Below are 20,434 nucleotides of genomic sequence, written 5' to 3' on the forward strand. Positions count from 1 at the left end.
TTATCAGCAACCGCATATCGACAAGTCGTAAACATGCATTACTCTACATTCTCAGAGCGGGATAATGGGCGGAATCAGCTGCATGAGTCGTCTGCATATAACGATAGCGACATTTGCATTCATGCAACTCTTTTGCTGGCCTGAAAGCATCAACGCGACAGCACAGACAGCGGCCAATTCCGAATCCCTGGTTTATGGTCCGCCCATGCCATCCGAGAAGAGCACGCCTACTGTTGATCGAATTTGCCAGCTCATAGAAATCAATGCCGAAGCTCAAGGAATTCCGAAGGACTTCTTCGCACGGCTCATCTGGAAAGAAAGTCGCTTCGATCATCGCGCAGTAAGCCCGGTCGGCGCACAAGGCATCGCGCAATTCATGCCTTATACCGCCAAAGAGCGCGGCCTTGCCGACCCGTTCGATATAGAACAGGCGATCCCCGCGTCCGCCGACTTCCTAAGCGAACTCAAACGCGCTTTCGGGAATTGGGGTTTGGCCGCTGCTGCTTATAATGCCGGTCCAACCCGCGTTTCCAACTGGATGCGCTCGGGCGGATTTCTTCCGCTGGAAACGGAAGACTACGTTCTCGATCTCACAGGTGCTCCCGCTGATAATTTCGCATCCGGCAGCGAGATCACCAACAAGCCCCTCGACGCAAAACTCAGTTTTGCGGAAGCTTGCCAGCGCCTGCCGATCATTCGCACGGCTACAATACCCATGTCGCGCATCAAGCCCAAACCCTGGGGCATTCAGGTTGCGGGCAACTTTCGACGCAGCGTCGCCGTTAATCAGTGGAGCAGGCTACGCAAACAATTCTCTTCGGTGCTCGCGAGTCACAATCCAGTCATTAGCCGCGTACGCACCCCGATGGCCCGACGTGGCATTTATGCTGTGCGCATCGGAGCCGACAGCCGAGGCGAAGCCGACAACATTTGCTCTAAACTTCGCGCGGCAGGTGGTGCATGCATAGTTTTGCGCAATCGATAAGCAAATGAGCATGCTATACCTTAGTATGAATCGATATATTGCCTTTGGCCTGTGCTATTTTGGTATTGGATGAGCAATATTCTCGTAATTTTTGTAAAGATTCGAGTCGATACCGTTAAGAAGATAACCAATCTCATATTCCATGAAGAATTTGCTTGCCAAATTACGCATCATAGATCAGTCTTCAACCGTCCGGGCAATTTGAGTACAAACGGAAGACTGGAAGAACGGCGCGCCGGAACCGCTAGAAGTTCCGGGTCAGAGATTAGTCTCTGGCAATGATCGGTTCCTTTCCTATGTCGAGAACTGCCTGCATGACCCTCTGCCGGGTGTGTGGTGCGTTCGGCGGAAGTTGTAATTCCACTGTCTTTTAATAAAGCGGTGGCGCCAAGGAAAAGGAACGGATCCCATGGCACAGACCGGACAGGTCAAATTCTTCAACTCCGAAAAAGGTTTCGGATTTATCAAGCCTGATGATGGCGGTGCAGACATTTTTGTCCATATCTCTGCCGTACAGGCTTCAGGTTTGGCTGGACTGGCCGACAACCAGAAGGTTTCCTACGAGACTGAACCGGATCGTCGCGGCAAAGGTCCAAAGGCTGTAAACATCTCGGTTACTGACTAAGTCCGAAATTTTACAGAACAAGAATTTGATCCCCGGCTAACGCCGGGGTTTTTTATTAGGCTGAGTACATCTAGGCCGTGGTGACGATTTAACTTATCAGCGGCGCGAGCGGGATTTTGGCGCTGGCGAGGAGAAGTGAGCGATGAGGCGTTATTCCTCCTTGAGCGAACTTCGACAAAGCCAGAGGAGAAATCCGCCGCGTCCTTTGAGGGATATGGCGAAAAAACAAAGAGATAGAGCATTTCCAATGATTCAAAAAAACAGGAAATGCTCTAAAACGAATAGTCAGAGCGCCGATTTTGTCCAATCCGCTCGCAACACGTTCCAGATCGCAGCGCTCGAAATATTACCAACACTGCATTTAATTTACCGCATAACAGTGTTTTCAACCGCCCCTTCACCATTGTTCAGCCTCCATTCATGTCAAGACTATTAACTTGTCATTCATGATTGATGCGGTGCGCCAACCCGGCCCTGCATATCACCAAAATTGTAGTTGTGCTTCTGAAGGAGCGGACAATGAACAAACTACTTAAAACAGCTATTCTGGCAGTTGCCTCCTTAGCAGCAGTCTCCGCACCGCTGGCTTCAGCATCGGCTGACTCTTGGGGTCGTCGCGGATGGGATCGCGGTGATGACTGGAATCGTGGCGGCTGGGATCGTCCTTATCATCGTCATCGTGACCGCAGCGGCGATGCAGTTGCTGCAGGCGTCATCGGTCTTGCGGCTGGTGCACTCATCGGTAGCGCTCTGAGCCAGCCTCAGCCGACTTATGTCCAGCCAGCGCCGGTTTACGCACCACCTCCACCGCCACCTGCATATTATCCGGCACCACCGGCGCGCAGCGTGCAGTATCGTGTGGGCTATGAGCCATGGAGTCGCGGTTGGTATCAGTATTGTTCAGACCGTTATCGTTCGTTCAATGCCAATACCGGAACCTATCGCGGTTATGATGGACGCGACCATTTCTGCTCGGCGAACTAATCCCGCCAGCAATCCGCAATTGGAAAAGCCGCCTCAAGGGCGGCTTTTTTCACAAGCAGTTCAGCTCATGCATATCCGATATCGTTGAGAAACGGATTGTTGCGGCGTTCTTCGCCAAAGCGTCCGCCGGGACCATGGCCACATAAAAAGCCAATATCATCGCCCAAAGGCAAAAGCTTTTCTTTTATCGAGCGGATGAGTGCGGCGTGATCGCCACCTGGCAAATCTGTACGACCGATTGAACCGTTGAACAGAACGTCTCCGACAATCGCAAAGCGCGCTTCAGGATTGTAGAACACCACATGTCCCGGCGCGTGTCCGGGGCAATGGAAGACATCGAAAGTGTGCCCGGCAACTGAAACCGTATCACCCTCTTCCAGCCAGCGGTCGGGTGTGACATTACGCACGCCCTCAGTCAATCCGTATTTAAGCCCGGTAGTTGCCAGGTTATCGAGCAGAAACTTGTCGTCCTTGTGCGGACCAATAATCTCAACGCCCAGATCTTCCTTGAGGTCCAGCGCTGCGCCTGCATGGTCGATATGGCCATGCGTAATCCAAATGGCTTCGACGTCAACATTCTGAGAAGCGATCGCCTCTTTGATCCGATCAAAATCGCCACCGGGATCGATCACTACACCCTTTTTGGTGTCACCATCGAAAAGAATGGTGCAGTTCTGCTGAAATGGCGTCACTGGAACGATGATGGCTTGTAATTGTCCCATATAGAATACTCCATTCAGCAGCATGTTGGAAAAGTTGGCCGAGGCGAATTTCGGACTGTCGCAGACTATTTGCACCTTCACATAATGCGCGACATTCAGTTTGCAAAGGCTTGATCATAGTAAAACGGGCGGCACAAGGCCGCCCGTATCCCCTCTCACGAAACTTGTTCACATTTCCAAAAGCCTGAAACCACTTTTAGAGCAATGTCACCCCATGAGATCGCCGGTTGTTGTCCCCACAACCACGCTATTCGCTTAAGCTCAGGCTTTGCTTGCCATTGAGTTCTTGATCAGTCCGATAATTGCTGTGAGGACGATACCGCCCACACCGCCACCAGCCAGCTGGCCAACGACACCATTGAGAACCGAGTCCAATCCGCCACCGGACAGCATAGGCAGAAGCTGGCCAAGAATAATGCCGCCGATGCCACCGGCAACCGTATTGCCAGCAGTTCCGAGGCTGAGATTCTTAACAGCACCAGCAATATTGCCGCCTACTGCGCCTGAAACAAGTTGAAGAATGATAGGCAGTAGAGATTCCATAATCGTCACCCCATCTGAGTTAAAAGCCGGAATAACGCGAATCCGACCCGAAAAATCTTGGACCGAAACTTTCCAAAGTCAAACATTAAGCAGTCACATAGTAAAAAAGCGGCTTAAAAGCCGCTTTTTTCTGTTTAAAACGTTGTTACTCGGCTGCTATTCGCTTGGGCTGAACTTCAGCAGCATAATCGTTCATCAGCATGTTGGTGATTTCACCGGGTGTAAAATGGTATTTTCCAATTTCTGAAACCGGCGTCACTTCTGCTGCCGTTCCACACAGGAAGCATTCGGTGAATGTCGCCATTTCTTCCGGCATGATAACCCGTTCAATAACTTCCAGACCCCGACGCTTGGCAAGATCAATGATCGTGCGACGCGTGATGCCATCAAGGAAGCAATCAGGCTTTGGTGTGTGCAAGGCACCGTCTTTGACAAAGAAGACATTCGCACCAGTGGCTTCAGCCACTTGCCCGCGCCAATCAAGCATCAGCGCATCCGCATAACCCTTTGCTTCTGCTGCGTGCTTGGAAATGGTGCAGATCATATAAAGGCCTGCAGCCTTGGAACGCGACGGTGCAGTGCGCGGATCGGGGCGGCAATATTCTGCGATGTCGAGACGAATACCCTTCATCTTTTCTTCAGGCGAGAAATAGCTCGGCCACTGCCAGATCGCGATTGCCAGATGAATGCGGTTGTTCTGAGCCGAAACACCAAGCGACTCTGATCCACGCCATGCAATCGGACGAACATATGCATCCACAAAGCCCTGCTTCTTGAGCAGTTCGCGACAGGCATTGTCGATTTCTTCGACACTATATGGAATCTCGAAGCCAAGAATTCGGGCGGATTCATGCAGGCGCTCAGTATGCTCGGTCAGCTTGAAAATCTCGCCGCCATATGCACGCTCACCTTCGAATACGGCGCTCGCATAGTGCAGACCATGAGTCAGCACATGGACCTTCGCATCCTTCCAGGCGACAAATTCGCCATCCTGCCAGATAAATCCGTCGCGTTGATCGAATGGAATCGCAGCCATTTCACTCTTCCTCAAAATTGGCCCGCTTTTTCGGCAAGCCGTTTGGCTCAGACGAGCCTTTCCCTAATCTTTTCTGGCCAGTTAAATCGATATAACTGGTAAGTAAGACGTGTTTTTCTTCGCCAACACTGGCATTTTACAAACAGATGCGCTGAGGTCAGCTCGAACAACGACGCTGAGATCAGGCAAATAATACATGTAAAACAAAGATATTTCCGACAATTACGGAAAATAGCGCTCGCCATTGTGCTTCACCGTCCTTATTGGACAGTCTGACACAGCACACCGCGCAATTATCTCTCCTCCAACATGCATCAGTGCAAACTTTATTCCAAAAAAAGCGGTCTGCACTTACCAAAAATTATCTTGGCGATTGAGTTATGTCAACAATGCTGACATATTTATCGCAACAGGATGGAGCTTCGATGTGAATTCGACGAACGACGTGAACTATATCAGCAATCCTCTGACGTGTCTGGAGGCTGACGATCTCAACGTCATTGAACTGCTGTTCTTCTCTTATCGCGACTTCACCGCCGACCCCGATCTGATCCTTGAGAAGATCGGATTTGGCCGTGCGCATCACCGTGTGCTTTATTTCATCAATCGCAAACCCGGTATGACGGTGGCTGAACTTCTTGAAGTGCTCCGCATTACCAAGCAGAGCCTGTCGCGTGTTCTCAAACAACTGATCGATACCGGCCATGTTGTGCAGGCCACGGGGCTGCATGATCGCCGCCACCGCAAACTTTATCCCACAAAAAGTGGGCGACAGCTTGCGCTTGCGCTTGCTTTGCCACAGTCACGCCGCATCGCGCGGGCATTGGAAGAATCCGGCGCAGCAGAACGTGAAGTTATTGAGCGATTTCTTTATAATATGGTCAATCCTGAGCGCCGCGCCCAGATTGACGATTTCGCGGCAACGGAAACAGCCGGGGGTGCATCCGAGCCAAAACTCTAGAGCATCTCCAGCAAAAAATGCGAAACGGTTTTGCGTAGGACGACAATGCGTAGAACCAAATAGTTAGACCGGTTCCAACGATTCTGTCTTAAGTGGAACTGCTCGAGAAGGCTGGGGGCTAATCACCAACAGCGCACGCCTCGGATAGACGCGCTGTCTTGCAGTGGCTAAGATGCGGTATCTTATGGAAAGCCTTGAACTGGTTTTCCTCCATATACGTGAAATAAAAGCCCAGTGTCGTGCAGAATTCTTTGCACGGTGATTTGGCACAGGATGGGATCGAACGACGCCATGGCTGTAGATGAAAACAACCTTTCTGACGACGCACCACATCTTCTTGTTGTTGATGATGACACGCGAATTCGCAGCCTTCTTTCGCAGTATCTGACGACCAGCGGTTTTAGAGTGACTATGGCTGGCAGCGCAGCAGAGGCGCGCCGCAAGCTCGAAGGCATCGATTTCGACCTGCTGATCCTCGATGTGATGATGCCCGGCGAAACCGGTGTCTCGCTGACCCGCTCGTTGCGTGAGCAGAAAAGTGTACCGATCCTGATGCTGACTGCTTTGTCGGAAACCGACAGCCGTATCGATGGTCTGTCGGCAGGCGCAGACGACTATCTGCCAAAGCCTTTCGATCCGCGCGAATTGATCCTGCGTATCAATAATATCCTTCGCCGTGGCGCATCACCGGCCCAGCCGAAGATCGAACAGATCGTTTTTGGGCCCTATACTTTCTTCATTCCGCGTCGCGAATTGAAGAAGGGCACCGAAACAATCAAGCTTACGGATCGCGAACAGGATATCATGGCGATTTTCGCCGAGCGCGCCGGTGAAACCATTCCGCGTCATGAACTGACCGGACAAGACGGCGATGTGGGCGAACGCACGATTGATGTGCAGATCAACCGTCTGCGTCGCAAGATCGAGCAGGACCCGGCTAACCCGGTCTGGCTGCAAACAGTTCGCGGTATCGGCTACAAGCTGAGCATTGAGTAGCGTTTAGATTTAGAGCGCGTCCCGAAAAGTGTGAAGCGGTTTTCGGACAAGATGCGCGTTAAAACAAGCGATTAGAGCGGAGCTTCGCAAATTTCAGAGCGTGACCGAAAACATGCAACCAGCAGAACCGTCTGGAGTTATCTGAGACGATGAAGTCACTCTGGAAATCAGTAACACGCTGGTTCGCGCGCCGCATGCCAAAAGGGCTCTACGCGCGTTCGCTTATTATTATCATTGCGCCGATGGTGCTGCTTCAGTCAGTGATTGCCTATGTGTTCATGGAACGCCACTGGCAGATGGTGACCGAGCGGCTTTCAACAGCTGTCGTGCGCGATATCTCTGCAATCATCGACATCCTGGAAACCTATCCGCAGGAACCGGGCTATGACAATCTGATCCGCATTTCGCAGCAGCGTCTTGGCCTGAATATTTCGATCCTGCCGCCCGATCCGCTGCCGCCGCCGGGACCGAAACCCTTCTTCGCTATTCTCGATTACTTCCTGAGTGAAGAAATCACTCGTCAGATCAATAGGCCATTCTGGGTCGATACGGTCGGTGATTCCGATCTGATCGAAATCCGTATCAAGCTCGATGATAGAGTCCTGCGTGTTTTTGCACGTCGCAGTCAGGCCTATGCGTCCAATACCGGCATCTTCCTCACATGGATGATCGGCACTGCACTTGTGCTGTTGATCATCGCCATCGCTTTTCTGCGCAACCAGATCAAGCCGATCCAGCAGCTTTCGCAAGCAGCCGAAAGCTTCGGTAAGGGCCGACCAATGCCGGAAGGCTTCCGTCCCCATGGTGCCGAAGAAGTTCGCCGTGCGGGCATCGCCTTCATTCAGATGCGCTCACGTATTGAGCGGCAAATTGAGCAACGAACAGCCATGCTTTCCGGTGTGAGCCACGACCTGCGCACGATTCTGACCCGCTTCAAGCTGCAACTGGCACTGACCGGCAATGCAATCGACACTGAACCGCTCAATCAGGATATCGCCGATATGCAGACCATGCTTGAGGGCTATCTCGCCTTTGCGCGTGGCGAAGGCTCGGAAGAAGCTGCAACCTATGATGTGCGCCTGCTGTGTGACAAGCTTGCGAATGAAGCGCGTCTGCGCGAGCGTGGCTTTAAGTATTCAATCGAAGGCGACAGCGAGGTCAACGTTCGCCCGAATGCCTTCTCACGCCTCGTCAGCAACCTTGTCTCGAATGCCTTCCGCCATGCGGATAATGTCGAGCTTTCGATCACCCACAATGATGGCTGGCTGAAAATCATCGTTGATGATGATGGCCCGGGTATCCCGGAAGATCGACGTGAAGACGTCTTCAAACCTTTCGTGCGCCTTGATGAAGCACGCACGCAGGATTCCGGCGGCACCGGCGGCCTTGGCCTCGCCATTGCCCGTGACATAGCCAGAAGCCATGGCGGGGATATCGATCTTGAAGACGCACCGACCGGCGGCCTGAGGGCAATTATTCGTATTCCAGCTTAAATTCTATTGATCGCCTGCGCTGCAACATAACCAAGCGCTGTCGCAGCGAAGCAGGCAAAAAGCGATATGCTCACATTCATGAGCGCGCGACCCGGCATGCCCAGACGCAATAATTCAAAAGTCTGCACGCTGAACGATGAGAAAGTGGTGAAGCCGCCGCAAATACCGACCATGAAGGCGAGACGCCAGATTTCGGGCACTTCAAAGCGGCTTGATGCCATCGTCAATGCGCCGAAAAAGGCGATTGCAAATGAACCGATGATATTGACGACAATTGTGCCCCAAGGCAGTTCACGGCTGATTGGCGCGAGCCAGATCGCAAACCAGTAGCGTAAAATGCTTCCAAGCGCCCCGCCCAAAGCTACGGCAATCGTTCCCTGCATCTGTCCCATTCCTATTCGTTATTTGTGCAGACTATTTGCATAATATGCAAAGCCGACGCAAATCACCGCTATAAGATCAGAACAGTTTGACGCCGTTTTGTACTTTCTTATCGATAGCAGCGAGAACAACCTCGCCATTCTCATCTGGAAAGCCGAGTGTTAGGACTTCGGACATAAACGGACCGATCTGACGTGGTGGGAAATTGACCACCGCCATTACCTGACGCCCAACCAGATCTTCCGGCTGATAATGCTTTGTTATCTGCGCGGATGACTTTTTGATACCGAACTTGTCACCAAAATCGATTTTGAGTTTAAAAGCAGGCTTACGCGCTTCAGGAAATCGAACAGCTTCAACAATGGTCCCCGTGCGGATATCGACTTTCTCGAAATCACCCCAGCTGATCGTTTCCGTCTCACTCATAACAAATCCCCTGAAATAGATCCCGGCCTGTTTACCGGGATCTCTAATTCTTATGCGCGCCCAACTGTCTCGAAGACAACGCTTTCAAGTGATTCACGCGCGCTGACACCCGACCAGACAACGAACTGAAATGCCTGAAAATAAGTTTCACAAGCTTCAAGTGCTGCCGACAACAGCACTTCGACCTGACGGCTGGTTGGCTCCGCGCCACCGGCCAGCAGCAACGACTGGCGATACATGATCGCACCTTCCTGCTGCCACAGATCAAAATGGCCCATCAGAAGCTTTTCATTGATCAGCGATAGCAGCCGCATCACTTCATTGACGCGCGGCTCTGCAACTTTGATGTCAAAGGCACAAGCCAGGTGCAACGCTTCAAAGTCCTCCATCCAGGAGAACGAGATGTGGTAGTCGGTCCAGTTACCCGCTACAGAAATTGCAATTTCGTCGTCGCCAGTCCGCTCGAACGTCCAGTCGTTTGAATTCGCAACATGCTCGATCACATCCACCGGATGCGCTTCGCGTGCAAATTCAAGCTCAAGAAGGCTCATGTCCGTTTCCTGTTCTGGGAAGCGCCTCGAAAGACACCTCCAAATTCCCGGCGCGCAAGTTATTGCTCGCCCGCACCTATCACCACGCAAGACTAAGCGCAGGAAAACAGGCACGAATTGATCGGTTGAGGAACCGACATGCTTAAAAAGCATGCAACGCCTCAATGGCACACGCACATACGCAACTGATACTGGAAAGCAGCCTGAAGACGCGAAAACTAAAACTACAGCCCCTCGCCGCCGCCCACATGACCACATTACGAATCATGTAGTGTTTTCAGTCTATTGATGCTGAATCTGAACGCCAGCCCCTTTTCTAAAAAGAGGCATTAAAGCATGTGGAAATATGATTGGAGCGGTCCGCAACCCTTGCCTTAACCGACTCTAAGACAAGGGTTTTTGGCACTTGCGGCCTGTTAATAAAAAATTATGAATTATCTTTGGATTTAGCAGTCGAAGCAGAGGATTTTGCCGTTTTGGCACTCGAATCAACTTCGAGTTTGGCAAGGCGAGCTTCCAAAGCTTCAATTTTAACAAGCAGAGCACTGTTTTCAGCACGCGCCTTGATCGCCATTTCGCGCACCGCTTCGAAATCCTCGCGCTGCACCACATCAAGTGTATTCAGTACGCGTTCACTCTGCGAGCGCAAAGCCGTTTCCACCTCACGGCGCACGCCTTGGGCTGCGCCTGCCGCATCCGTCACAAGCTTGGCGAGTTCATCAAGAACCCGGTTTTGTCCGCTGGTCATGGCATTCTTCCCTATCTTCGATACAGGCTTGTTGAAAACCTGATTTTGAAATAGGGCCGTCTCGGTTCTGATGCAAGTGAAGCTGTATAATCGTGATGACTTGACCACTCAGATATCGTCGCGCATGGTCCGCCGGAAAATGGAGTTATTGTATGATAGAGACGTTGCTGCCGGTTTCGGCTCTCGCTTTTCCGAACATCGATCCGGTGATTTTCTCCATCGGCCCGCTTGCCGTTCATTGGTACGGCCTTGGCTATGTCGTCGGCATCATGTTCGCATGGTGGTACGGCAAGAAGCTTTTGCGCAATCATCGTCTCTGGGGCAACAACCAGCCACCCATGCAGCCCGAAGCGCTCGATGACTTTGTCATCTGGGCGGCTCTCGGCGTCGTACTCGGTGGCCGTATTGGCTACGTCCTCTTCTATAATTTCTCCTATTACCTCTCCAATCCACTGGCTATTCCGGCAGTGTGGGATGGCGGCATGTCATTCCATGGCGGCATTCTCGGCACCACAATCGCGATGATCCTGTTTGCGCGCTCACGCGGCATCAAGGTCTGGAGCATGTTTGATACGGTTGCAGCCGGTGTACCCGTCGGCCTTGGCGTCGTCCGTGTCGCAAACTTCATTAATTCAGAACTCTGGGGCCGTGTCAGCGATGTGCCCTGGGCGGTCTATTTCCCCAATGGTGGTCCACTGCCACGTCACCCAAGCCAGCTTTATGAAGCCTTCCTTGAAGGTTTCGTGCTGTTCTTCGTTCTGTTCGCACTCATCTGGGGTGGCAAGAAGCTCAGAGCACCGGGGTTCATTGCAGGTGCATTCGTCACCGGATACGGTTTAAGCCGCATCGCAGTCGAGTTCTTCCGCGAACCAGACGCGCAGCTCGGCTATCTGGTCGGTGGATGGCTGACCATGGGCATGGTGCTGTCGGTGCCGATGGTCGTGATCGGCGTTTGGGCCATGTGGCGCGCAAATCGAGCCGTAACGAAGAATGCCTGAGTTAACGCTCAAAGACCGGCTAAAGCGACTGATCGGCACCACAGGGCCGATCAGCGTCGCGGATTACATGGCGGCTTGCCTCGGCGACCGTGAATCAGGCTACTACACAACACGCGAACCATTCGGGCGTGAGGGAGACTTCATCACCGCGCCTGAGGTCAGTCAGATGTTCGGTGAACTGATTGGCATATGGTGCATCGGCATATGGGACGCGCTCGGACGCCCCGACAATGCAGTCTTGTGCGAAATCGGCCCGGGTCGCGGAACATTAATGAGCGACATGCTGCGCACGATCAAACAGCTTGCGCCACAGATGTTCACAACAATGCGCGTTGCCATGGTCGAAACCAGCCCGCGACTGATCGAAAAACAGAAAGAAAAGCTCTCTGGTTTGGGCCGGTCAATCGAATGGTTCGAGAACTTCCCGAGCATTCCAGACGGCCCGTTGATCCTCGTTTCCAACGAGTTGTTCGATGCAATACCGTTTCGACAATTCGTTAAAGCCAATGGCCGGTTTGTCGAACGAATGATCGCGCTTGATGAACAGGACGAGTTCCAGTTTGTGAGCGGCGCTGGTGGCATCGATGAGGCTTTGTTGCCACTCGGCCATCAGTCCGCTCCCGATGGGGCTATCTTTGAGGCAGCCCCTGCCCGCACAGCTTTGATGCAGGAGATTGCACAGCGGATTGCAACAGCACGCGGAGCTGCACTCACAATCGATTATGGGCATTTTCAATCGGGCTTTGCCGATACACTGCAGGCCATGTTGAAACACGCCTATGACGATGTGTTTGCACATCCGGGTCAAGCAGATCTTACCAGCCACGTCGATTTCGACATGCTGGAAAGAACTGCACGCAATTGCGGATGCAAGGCGGGAACCATGACGCAAGGCGATTTTCTACTGGCGATGGGACTCATCGATCGTGCGGGTCGCCTCGGCACCGGACGCGATGTGGCATCTCAGGAAAAAATTCGCGGCGACGTTGAGCGTCTCGCAGCACCGGATCAGATGGGGACACTGTTTAAGGTCCTTGTGATCAGTGATCCCGCCACCGCAATCTTCCCCTTTGATATTGCCCGATAAATTACATTGTCAAAAAGCTTCAATTGACAAGCCAATCTGCCTCCCCCAACATCCCGCCGTTTAAAAAAGAGAAAGCTAATGACCGATAAACCGCAACCGCTCCGCTCCGCCCTGCTGGATGGCCCTGCCGGACAAAACGGCAAGCGTATTGCGCATGGTTTTTTCACGCGCAAGGGTGGCGTTTCAGATGGCATTTATGCCGGGTTGAATGTCGGCAGCGGGTCAAATGATGTGCCGGAACTCGTAACAGAGAATCGCCGCCGTGTTGCAGAAACCCTTGGTGTCGCATCCGACCATCTGATGACAGTCCATCAAGTGCACTCGCCGGATGTGCTCCGCGTCACTGAACCATTCAGCACACCGCGCCCCAAGGCTGATGCCATGGTCACCAATGTACCGGGTATCGCTATTGGCGCGCTGTCAGCGGATTGCGGTCCTGTTCTTTTTGCCGATCATGAAGCTGGCGTCATTGGATCGGCCCATGCGGGTTGGCGTGGTGCATTTACCGGCGTTCTTGAAAACACCATCAACGCGATGATTGAACTCGGTGCGAAACGCGAAAATATCATTGCGGTTCTTGGCCCAACAATCGGCCCCGAAAATTACGAGGTCGGGCCGGAATTCTATGCTGAGTTCACTAGCAAAGACGAAAGCTATGACAAATATTTCCAGCCTTCGGGCAAGGAAGGTCACAAGCTTTTCGATCTCTGGACCTTCATCACAGATCGCCTGACCAAGGCAAATGTCAAAGCCGAAGCATTGCGTCAGTGCACCTATGCCAATGAAGATCAGTTCTATTCCTACCGGCGCACCACGCACCGCAACGAGCCTGATTACGGTCGTCAGATCGCCGCCATCGCTATCGTAAACGATTAGGAGAACCACATGGCCCTTCACTTCGAGCCGGAAGAATTCGCTGCACGCCGCGACCGTCTGATCTTGAAGATGGAGGAGGAGAAGCTCGATGCTCTACTGCTATTCGCGCAGGAAAGCATGTACTGGCTGACTGGTTATGACACTTTCGGCTTTTGCTTTTTCCAGTGTCTCGTGGTGAAGGCTGATGGATCGACAGTGCTGATGACCCGCTCTGCTGATCTGAGACAGGCGCGTCACACGTCCAACATCGACAATATTACCGTCTGGACCGACCGCGACAATGCCAATCCGGCCATAGATCTGCGCAATATTCTGACAGAACTTGATCTGCTCGGCACACGCATCGGCATTGAATATCAGACCCACGGCCTGACCGGCGCCAACGCACGCAAGCTTGATGAACAGTTGCAAAGCTTTGCCAAGCTTTTCGACGCCTCCGGCATGGTTGACCGCTTGCGACTTCTTAAGAGCCCACAAGAAATTGCCTATGCCAAGCGTGCGGCTGAACTGAGCGATGAAGCGCTGGATGCCGCGTTGAAACTCACCAAGGCAGGCGCAAGCGAGGCAGACATTCTGGCCGCGATGATGAGCGCAAACTTTGCGGGCGATGGCGATTATCCGGCCAATGAATACATTATCGGTTCTGGCGCCGATGCGCTTTTGTGTCGTTACAAATCAGGCCGTCGCACATTATCAGCGAATGATCAGCTCACACTGGAGTGGTCTGGCGTCTTTCGCCACTATCATGCGCCAATGATGCGCACCATCATCATCGGTCAGCCAAAGGAAGAGCATCTAAAACTCTACAATGCCGCACGAGAAGCGCTGGAAGCCGTCGAGACAGCGATGACGCCGGCTTCAACCTTTGGCGACGTGTTCGATGCGCATTCCCGCACGATGGAAGCACACGGCCTCACCCGTCATCGTCTGAATGCTTGCGGCTATTCGGTGGGCGCGCGCTTTACACCATCATGGATGGACCCGCAGATGTTCTATTCCGGCAATCCGGAAAGTATCCAGCCCGACATGACGCTGTTTGCGCACATGATCATCATGGATTCCGACACCGAAACGGCAATGACGCTTGGTCAGACTTACCTGACGACAAATGGCGCTGCCCTACCGTTGTCCCGTCATTCACTCGACATGATTGTCAAGTGACGCAGGATAAGCGATAAACTCCGTTCATGGCGCAGAGTGGTCTGCGCTTTCAGGAGCATGAAGCCGAACATGAACAAGGCACATCTTTCTATGGTGTTGTTGCTTGCTGGACTGCTTGCCGCCTGCAACAGCACCGAGTCTGCATTGAACGTGCAGGGAACCAATCAGCAATCCGGACAAACCACAACGCCGCCTGCAGGCCAGGCTTCTACAGGTCAGACGGCTGCACCAGTTGCAACACCTGCCCAGACAACAACACCGGCGACACCGCCCACACGCACGGCCTCACTCAAGTCGGGCAAGCTTTACATCGCTCCGATCATCGGCGCACCTGTCAGTGTCGTAACTCCACTTACCCATCGCATCAATGATGATGCACGCGCCAAGGGTGTTGAGCTTGCGGGCAATAACGGCACCGATGCCGCTTATGTGATGAAGGGCTATTTCTCGGTTTTGTCTGAAGATAACCAGACAACGATCCTCTACGTCTGGGACGTGATGGACGCTTCCGGCAACCGCCTCCACCGCATACAGGGGCAGGAAAAAGTACCGGGCGCTTCCGCAGACTCATGGAGCATTGTGCCTGCCTCTGCCATGCAATCCATCGCCGACAAGACCATGCAGGAATATTCCACCTGGCTTGCGGCAAATCGCGCATGAGAACGAGCTGAGACAGCAAAAGACTGAAATCTTTTGCTGAATCGCGTGTTAGCCCTGTGGGAAAGCACTTTGCGAAGCCTTTTTACTGCAATTGTTTTCCCTCAGGCCTTGCAATGACAGTGACTCTTTGCAATAGGCCGCACATTCGAGAAAACCTTCCAAGCTGCGGCACTTGACCAATCGTCATAGAAGCTGCGGCTTTAAAGTTTTTCAAGAATAATCGAGCGCACCCGGATTTGTGTCGGGTTTCGCTCAAACCAGAGATTACGTCCGTTTCACGGACTTTTTGCGACAGAACGAAACTGCTCCGGCTTCAGAGGCAAAAAGAATGAAACTTTTCGCAGGCAACTCCAACCGGGTTCTTGCCGAATCCGTTGCTCAATATCTCAACATCCCGCTTGGCAAGGCTACAGTACGCCGTTTTGCCGACCAGGAAATCTTCGTAGAGATTCAGGAAAACGTACGCGGCGAAGACGTATTCGTACTGCAATCGACATCCTACCCGGCAAACGACAATCTGATGGAACTGCTCATCATGATTGATGCGTTCCGTCGTTCATCGGCACGCCGCATTACAGCCGTTCTTCCTTATTTCGGCTATGCGCGTCAGGATCGTAAACCCGGCCCACGCACACCAATTTCGGCAAAGCTCGTCGCAAACCTTATCACTGAAGCGGGTGCTAACCGCGTTCTGACACTTGATCTTCATGCCGGTCAGATTCAGGGTTTCTTTGATATCCCAACGGACAATCTCTATGCCGTTCCAGTCATCGCACGCGACGTGAAGGCGAACTACGCAACCGGCAATTGCATGGTCGTTTCGCCTGACGTTGGCGGTGTGGTTCGCGCCCGCTCGCTTGCAAAGCGTATCGATGCGCAGCTTGCAATCGTCGACAAGCGTCGTGAACGTCCAGGTGAATCGGAAGTCATGAATGTCATCGGTGATGTGACCGGCAAAGATTGCCTGCTGTTTGACGATATCGTCGATTCCGGCGGCACGCTCTGCAATGCGGCCGAAGCTCTGCTCGCCAAGGGCGCAAAGAGCGTTACCGCTTACATCACGCACGGCGTTCTCTCCGGCGGCGCTGTTGCCCGTATCGCCTCGTCAAAGCTGAAAGAACTGGTCATCACCGACTCCATCCAGCCGACGACTGCGATCAACGACGCTCCGAATATTCGCGTTCTGTCGATCTCCAGCCTCATCGGTGAAGCGGTTGCACGCACGGCAGCTGAAGAATCAGTTTCGAGCCTGTTCGACTAATTCGCTATCAGGCGAATGGCGATACCGAAACATGCCGCAAGCAGAAGCACGAGCGGCATGTTGAGCTTCAGAACGACAAGTAAGAATGCCGCCGCGCCTGCGATCAGGACGGCGGCATTGTCTATTGTGCTCACCACCGGCAGTGGCAGGGCTACTGGTCCGATCTGGTGATCAACCACTTTTCCAAACAGCACATGCAGCGAGAACCACAGGGCGAGATTGGCAATCACGCCAACGACTGCAGCTGTTATCCCACCCAGCATGGCCGATAACCAACGCACCTTGCGCAAACGCTCTAGAAACGGTGCACCAGCAAAGATCCATAAAAAACACGGTACGAAGGTAAACCACAGCGCAATCAGGCCACCGAAAAAGCCGCCCAGGAGCGGCGGCAGGCCCGACAGATTGGACGCCCCCACAAAGCCGACAAACACCAGCACAAGGATCAACGGCCCGGGCGTGGTTTCAGCCAGTCCGAGGCCTGTCAGCATCTCACCGGGTTTCATCCAGCCAAAATGCTCAACGGCCTGCTGTGCCGTATAGGAGAGAGCAGCGTAGGCACCGCCAAATGTCACCGCCGCAAGTTTCGAGAAAAAAGCGGCTTCTGTCGTGAACACATGATGTCCGCCAAACATCAAATAAAGCACCAAAAGTGGCAGAAGCCAGAGCGCTCCCCAGATAAGCGCCTGCTGTGTCGCTACACGCATTGCATTCGGGCCAACAGCACCATGTGGCACCCCATGCCCGTCGCGCTGCAACCAGTAACGCATTCCTCCTGCCAGCGCCGCAAGCGCCACCACCAAAGGAAACGGCAGTTTAAGAAACGCGACGGCCATAAATGCCAGCACCGCTACTGCATAGGAAAATCCAGACGCCAGTGTGCGTCTGGCCATTCGATAAAGAGCCTCAAAGACAATCGCCAGAACTGCAGCTTTAAGCCCAAACAAAAGACCGGCGACCACATCAACATGACCGAAGGCCACATAAAGCGCCGATAGCACCAACATGACTGCAGCGCCGGGAAGAACAAAGAGCAATCCAGCAAGCAGCCCACCACGCCAACCCCTCGCAGCCCAGCCGCAATAGGTGGCAAGTTGCATGGCTTCGGGACCCGGCAAAAGCATGCAGAAGTTCAGAGCATGGATCAGCCGCTCCTGATCCATCCACTTCTTTTCGTCGACGATCACTCGTTGCATCATGGCAATCTGGGCCGCAGGCCCGCCGAACGACAGCAACCCGATCTTGCCAAACGTGGCGAATAATTCTCTGAAATCCGGTTGCGGTTCTGTTGTCATGTTCTCTCTCTGCATAATCCTCCAAGCAGTTGCTGAGGATCATTACAGGTTCATGACAATTTGCACAGAAGGCCCATTACTCGGCCGCAGTGCTTTCATCGACCTGATCATCCGGTGCATTGGGATCGCCCGGCGCAGTTTCACATTCGAGATCCGGGAAATTGACGATGCGAAGGCCTTTGAAGTCGTTGCGCAATACAAGAAGGCCGCGTTCTTCAAAATAGGTCAGGAGACGGCGCGCGCGGCTGAATGAATGCGTGCCATAGGCACGTGCGAGGGCGGCATCTGAGGGGCATGGCGCACCCGTCACTGCTGCCTGTGCGACAATCAGGAACACACCCTGCACATCATCTGTGAGACTTTCGGACAGCGTCAAAGCCTTTTGCCATGTTTCCCCGGTCGCTACATCGCTTTCAATGCTGGCTTGCGCAACAGCAAGACGGCGACGGAACGCAGGCAACGCAAGCGGCTCGCCCGGAACGCGATGGATGCGGCAACGCACCAGAAAATCCTGATAAAGTACGGCAACCGAACGGAACGAGGCTTCCGGGTCATCGACAATCTCGCGCATCACCTTTTCAAGCAATTCCTCGCGCTCGGCTTCCACAATACCGGGGAACAACGGCGCTTCTACGGGTTCTGCTTCGGGCTTGGGTTTGGCGACCTGCGCCAGAATTTCAGCCGTCGATGGCGGTGGCGGTGGCGGAGGTGTTCGACGCACAACCGTGCGGATTTCCTGTGGTGCAGGTGTGAAAATGAGATCGCGCGCATCTTCCGGCGCATCTGGCAATGGCATCAGTTTCGGTGAAGACGAACGTGCCGAGGTCTCAACCTTGCCAATCTTGACCGGCAGCGGACGACGCGACAAAGCAGGTCCTAGCGCAATGAAATGGCCGCGCTGCAAATCGCGGAACATCTCCGCCTGCTTGCGTTCCATCCCGAGCAGATCGGAGGCACGCGCCATGTCGATATCGAGGAATGTACGGCCCATCAAAAAATTCGACGCTTCCGCAGCCACATTCTTGGCAAGCTTTGCAAGGCGCTGCGTGGCAATCACACCAGCAAGGCCACGCTTGCGGCCACGACACATGAGGTTTGTCATCGCGCCAAGCGAAAGCTTACGGGCCTCATCCGACACTTCGCCAGCGGCAGCGGGCGCAAAGAGCTGCGCTTCATCGACCACCACGAGCATCGGATACCAATAGTCACGCTCGGCATCAAACAGACCACCGAGAAAAGCTGCAGCAGCACGCATCTGCTGCTCGACATCGAGACCTTCGAGATTGAGTACGACGGAAACCCGGTGTTGGCGAATACGTCCGGCAATACGTGTCAGTTCGGCTTCGGTGCGGGCAGCATCAACGACGACATGGCCGTGAATGTCTGCAAGCGTCACGAAATCGCCCTCAGGATCGATGATGCATTGCTGCACCCATTGGGCACTCTGCTCAAGCAGGCGACGAAGGAGATGCGACTTGCCCGACCCGGAATTTCCCTGAACCAGCAGGCGGGTTGCGAGAAGCTCTTCAAGATCAAGCATGGCCTGCTTGCCACCACCAAGCGCACCTGCCGCAGCAGTACCGCTTCCAGCAACAGAACCCATGTCGATACCGACCTGCATCTCGTTTCCTTTTGTTTCATGAATATTGGGACGACTCGGCAGGAAAACCCGCGATTGTTCAGGCACCCGCTTAACATTTTTGACGCAGCCAATGCCACCCGTTAAGACAAAAGCCCACAGAAGCTGTCTTTCCAACCAAAAAACTTGCGCTTGAAAAGGCTATGGGCTATAGGCCTGCCATCCGCGTAGACACCCTTGGAGGCAACGCGGAATGGGGCGGTCCGGTCTTTCACAATGTGAAAGGCGTTACGGGCTGTTTCATGTTGTTCGCTGGAGCATGATCCCGAAAAGTGGAAACCGGTTTTCGGACTGGATCATGCTTAGATAAAAAACTGCGACCAACACTCCAGTAACTTTGAAAGGTAATGCCATGAGCGATACTTACGTGCTCAAGGCCGATCTGCGCAGCCGGGTTGGTAAGGGGTCCTCCCGCGAACTTCGCCGCAACGGCCAGATTCCTGCAGTCATCTATGGCGACAAGCAGGAGCCCCTCGCAATCGCTGTTCCTTATAAGGAAATCTTCTACAAGATCCATGGCGGTGGCTTCAAGACCACTGTTGCAACGATCGAAGTAGACGGCAAGAAGATTCAGGTCCTTCCTAAAGACTACCAGCTGGATCCAGTTCGTGACTTCCCGCAGCATGTCGACTTCCTGCGCGTTTCCGCAAAGTCGGTTGTTCACGTCAACGTTCCAGTTCACTTCAAGAACGAAGAAGCTTCACCGGGCATCAAGCGCGGCGGCGTTCTCAACATCGTTCGTCACGACGTTGAACTGGTCGTTCCTGCGAATGCAATTCCAGAAGCTCTTGAGTTCGATCTGACCGGCCTCGAAATCGGCGACTCGGTTCACATTTCGGCTATCAAGCTGCCAAAGGGTGCAACTGCTGCCATTCAGGACCGTGACTTCACGATCGCCACCATTGCTGCACCTGCCGGCCTGAAGTCGGAAGAAAATGCAGAAGGCGCAGAAGAAGCAAAGACCGAAGGCGAATAATCGCTTTCCGTATTGGGGGGTCTGAAATCC

General features: G+C 53.4%; 22 protein-coding genes. 13 read left to right on the plus strand and 9 right to left on the minus strand.

Translation table 11 applies throughout. The features are described from left to right. The first annotated feature begins 82 nt into the window (after positions 1–82). The 3 genes from CEV33_RS08420 (at position 83) to CEV33_RS08430 (ending at position 2,594) form a co-directional block, all read left to right on the plus strand. Positions 83–985, plus strand: a complete 903-nt coding sequence (locus CEV33_RS08420) for a lytic transglycosylase domain-containing protein (protein ID WP_235818383.1) — start codon at positions 83–85, stop codon at positions 983–985. A gap of 409 nt (positions 986–1,394) precedes the next feature. Further along, positions 1,395–1,610 carry a cold-shock protein gene (locus CEV33_RS08425; protein ID WP_024899445.1) on the plus strand — a complete coding sequence of 72 codons (216 nt, stop codon included), beginning with the start codon at positions 1,395–1,397 and terminating at the stop codon, positions 1,608–1,610. Between the two features lie 519 nt (positions 1,611–2,129). After that, complete coding sequence (locus tag CEV33_RS08430; protein ID WP_094540267.1) at positions 2,130–2,594, plus strand: BA14K family protein; 465 nt, start codon at positions 2,130–2,132, stop codon at positions 2,592–2,594. Between the two features lie 65 nt (positions 2,595–2,659). On the opposite strand, the gene CEV33_RS08435 is transcribed toward CEV33_RS08430, so the two are convergent. From CEV33_RS08435 to CEV33_RS08445, 3 genes are all read right to left on the minus strand, one after another. Then, the gene (locus CEV33_RS08435; RefSeq protein WP_094540034.1) at positions 2,660–3,316 is read right to left on the minus strand and encodes an MBL fold metallo-hydrolase; all 657 of its coding nucleotides are present in this window, start codon (positions 3,314–3,316) and stop codon (positions 2,660–2,662) included. Between the two features lie 261 nt (positions 3,317–3,577). Further along, positions 3,578–3,859 carry a hypothetical protein gene (locus tag CEV33_RS08440; protein WP_094540035.1) on the minus strand — a complete coding sequence of 94 codons (282 nt, stop codon included), beginning with the start codon at positions 3,857–3,859 and terminating at the stop codon, positions 3,578–3,580. A gap of 145 nt (positions 3,860–4,004) precedes the next feature. Further along, positions 4,005–4,895 (minus strand): branched-chain amino acid aminotransferase, encoded by an 891-nt coding sequence (locus CEV33_RS08445; protein WP_094540037.1) that lies wholly within the window; start codon positions 4,893–4,895, stop codon positions 4,005–4,007. A gap of 427 nt (positions 4,896–5,322) precedes the next feature. On the opposite strand from CEV33_RS08445, the gene CEV33_RS08450 reads away from it, so the two are divergent. The 3 genes from CEV33_RS08450 (at position 5,323) to CEV33_RS08460 (ending at position 8,345) form a co-directional block, all read left to right on the plus strand. Then, complete coding sequence (locus tag CEV33_RS08450) at positions 5,323–5,856, plus strand: MarR family winged helix-turn-helix transcriptional regulator (RefSeq protein ID WP_094540268.1); 534 nt, start codon at positions 5,323–5,325, stop codon at positions 5,854–5,856. Positions 5,857–6,129: 273 nt separating this feature from the next. Further along, positions 6,130–6,852 (plus strand): response regulator, encoded by a 723-nt coding sequence (locus CEV33_RS08455; protein ID WP_094540039.1) that lies wholly within the window; start codon positions 6,130–6,132, stop codon positions 6,850–6,852. A 149-nt stretch (positions 6,853–7,001) separates the two neighbouring features. After that, positions 7,002–8,345 (plus strand): ATP-binding protein, encoded by a 1,344-nt coding sequence (locus CEV33_RS08460; RefSeq protein ID WP_094540041.1) that lies wholly within the window; start codon positions 7,002–7,004, stop codon positions 8,343–8,345. Here CEV33_RS08460 and crcB read toward each other — a convergent pair. The 4 genes from crcB to CEV33_RS08480 form a co-directional block, all read right to left on the minus strand. After that, the gene (gene crcB / locus CEV33_RS08465) at positions 8,342–8,728 is read right to left on the minus strand and encodes a fluoride efflux transporter CrcB (protein ID WP_094540269.1); all 387 of its coding nucleotides are present in this window, start codon (positions 8,726–8,728) and stop codon (positions 8,342–8,344) included. The two genes, CEV33_RS08460 and crcB, sit on opposite strands and share 4 nt — an antisense overlap. Positions 8,729–8,804: 76 nt before the next feature. Then, a complete protein-coding gene (locus CEV33_RS08470) occupies positions 8,805–9,152 on the minus strand; it encodes a tRNA-binding protein (protein ID WP_094540042.1) in 348 nt (115 codons plus the stop codon). A gap of 50 nt (positions 9,153–9,202) precedes the next feature. After that, the gene (locus CEV33_RS08475) at positions 9,203–9,703 is read right to left on the minus strand and encodes a type III secretion system chaperone family protein (RefSeq protein WP_024899435.1); all 501 of its coding nucleotides are present in this window, start codon (positions 9,701–9,703) and stop codon (positions 9,203–9,205) included. A gap of 427 nt (positions 9,704–10,130) precedes the next feature. Further along, entirely contained in the window at positions 10,131–10,451 is a 321-nt protein-coding gene (locus CEV33_RS08480; protein ID WP_024899434.1) for an accessory factor UbiK family protein, read from the minus strand. Between the two features lie 152 nt (positions 10,452–10,603). Between CEV33_RS08480 and lgt the strand changes: the two genes are divergently transcribed. From lgt to CEV33_RS08510, 6 genes are all read left to right on the plus strand, one after another. After that, the gene (gene lgt / locus CEV33_RS08485) at positions 10,604–11,449 is read left to right on the plus strand and encodes a prolipoprotein diacylglyceryl transferase (RefSeq protein ID WP_094540044.1); all 846 of its coding nucleotides are present in this window, start codon (positions 10,604–10,606) and stop codon (positions 11,447–11,449) included. Next, positions 11,442–12,536 (plus strand): class I SAM-dependent methyltransferase, encoded by a 1,095-nt coding sequence (locus tag CEV33_RS08490; protein WP_094540045.1) that lies wholly within the window; start codon positions 11,442–11,444, stop codon positions 12,534–12,536. Before lgt ends, CEV33_RS08490 begins: the two co-directional genes overlap by 8 nt. Positions 12,537–12,614: 78 nt before the next feature. Next, the gene (gene pgeF / locus CEV33_RS08495; protein WP_094540047.1) at positions 12,615–13,412 is read left to right on the plus strand and encodes a peptidoglycan editing factor PgeF; all 798 of its coding nucleotides are present in this window, start codon (positions 12,615–12,617) and stop codon (positions 13,410–13,412) included. 9 nt (positions 13,413–13,421) lie between these two features. Next, complete coding sequence (locus CEV33_RS08500) at positions 13,422–14,573, plus strand: M24 family metallopeptidase (RefSeq protein WP_094540049.1); 1,152 nt, start codon at positions 13,422–13,424, stop codon at positions 14,571–14,573. A gap of 57 nt (positions 14,574–14,630) precedes the next feature. Next, on the plus strand, positions 14,631–15,233 hold the full coding sequence (locus CEV33_RS08505; RefSeq protein ID WP_094540050.1) for a hypothetical protein: 603 nt from the start codon (positions 14,631–14,633) through the stop codon (positions 15,231–15,233). A gap of 328 nt (positions 15,234–15,561) precedes the next feature. Next, complete coding sequence (locus CEV33_RS08510; protein WP_024899428.1) at positions 15,562–16,494, plus strand: ribose-phosphate pyrophosphokinase; 933 nt, start codon at positions 15,562–15,564, stop codon at positions 16,492–16,494. On the opposite strand, the gene chrA is transcribed toward CEV33_RS08510, so the two are convergent. Next, on the minus strand, positions 16,491–17,789 hold the full coding sequence (gene chrA / locus CEV33_RS08515) for a chromate efflux transporter (protein ID WP_094540052.1): 1,299 nt from the start codon (positions 17,787–17,789) through the stop codon (positions 16,491–16,493). The genes CEV33_RS08510 and chrA overlap by 4 nt on opposite strands. Before the next feature lie 76 nt (positions 17,790–17,865). Further along, positions 17,866–19,410: a helicase HerA domain-containing protein gene (locus CEV33_RS08520; RefSeq protein ID WP_094540270.1), complete on the minus strand. Its 1,545-nt coding sequence runs from the start codon at positions 19,408–19,410 to the stop codon at positions 17,866–17,868. A 370-nt stretch (positions 19,411–19,780) separates the two neighbouring features. Between CEV33_RS08520 and CEV33_RS08525 the strand changes: the two genes are divergently transcribed. After that, a complete protein-coding gene (locus CEV33_RS08525) occupies positions 19,781–20,404 on the plus strand; it encodes a 50S ribosomal protein L25/general stress protein Ctc (RefSeq protein ID WP_094540053.1) in 624 nt (207 codons plus the stop codon). Positions 20,405–20,434: the final 30 nt, after the last annotated feature.

This window comes from Brucella grignonensis (assembly GCF_002252505.1).
Lineage (GTDB): Bacteria > Pseudomonadota > Alphaproteobacteria > Rhizobiales > Rhizobiaceae > Brucella > Brucella grignonensis.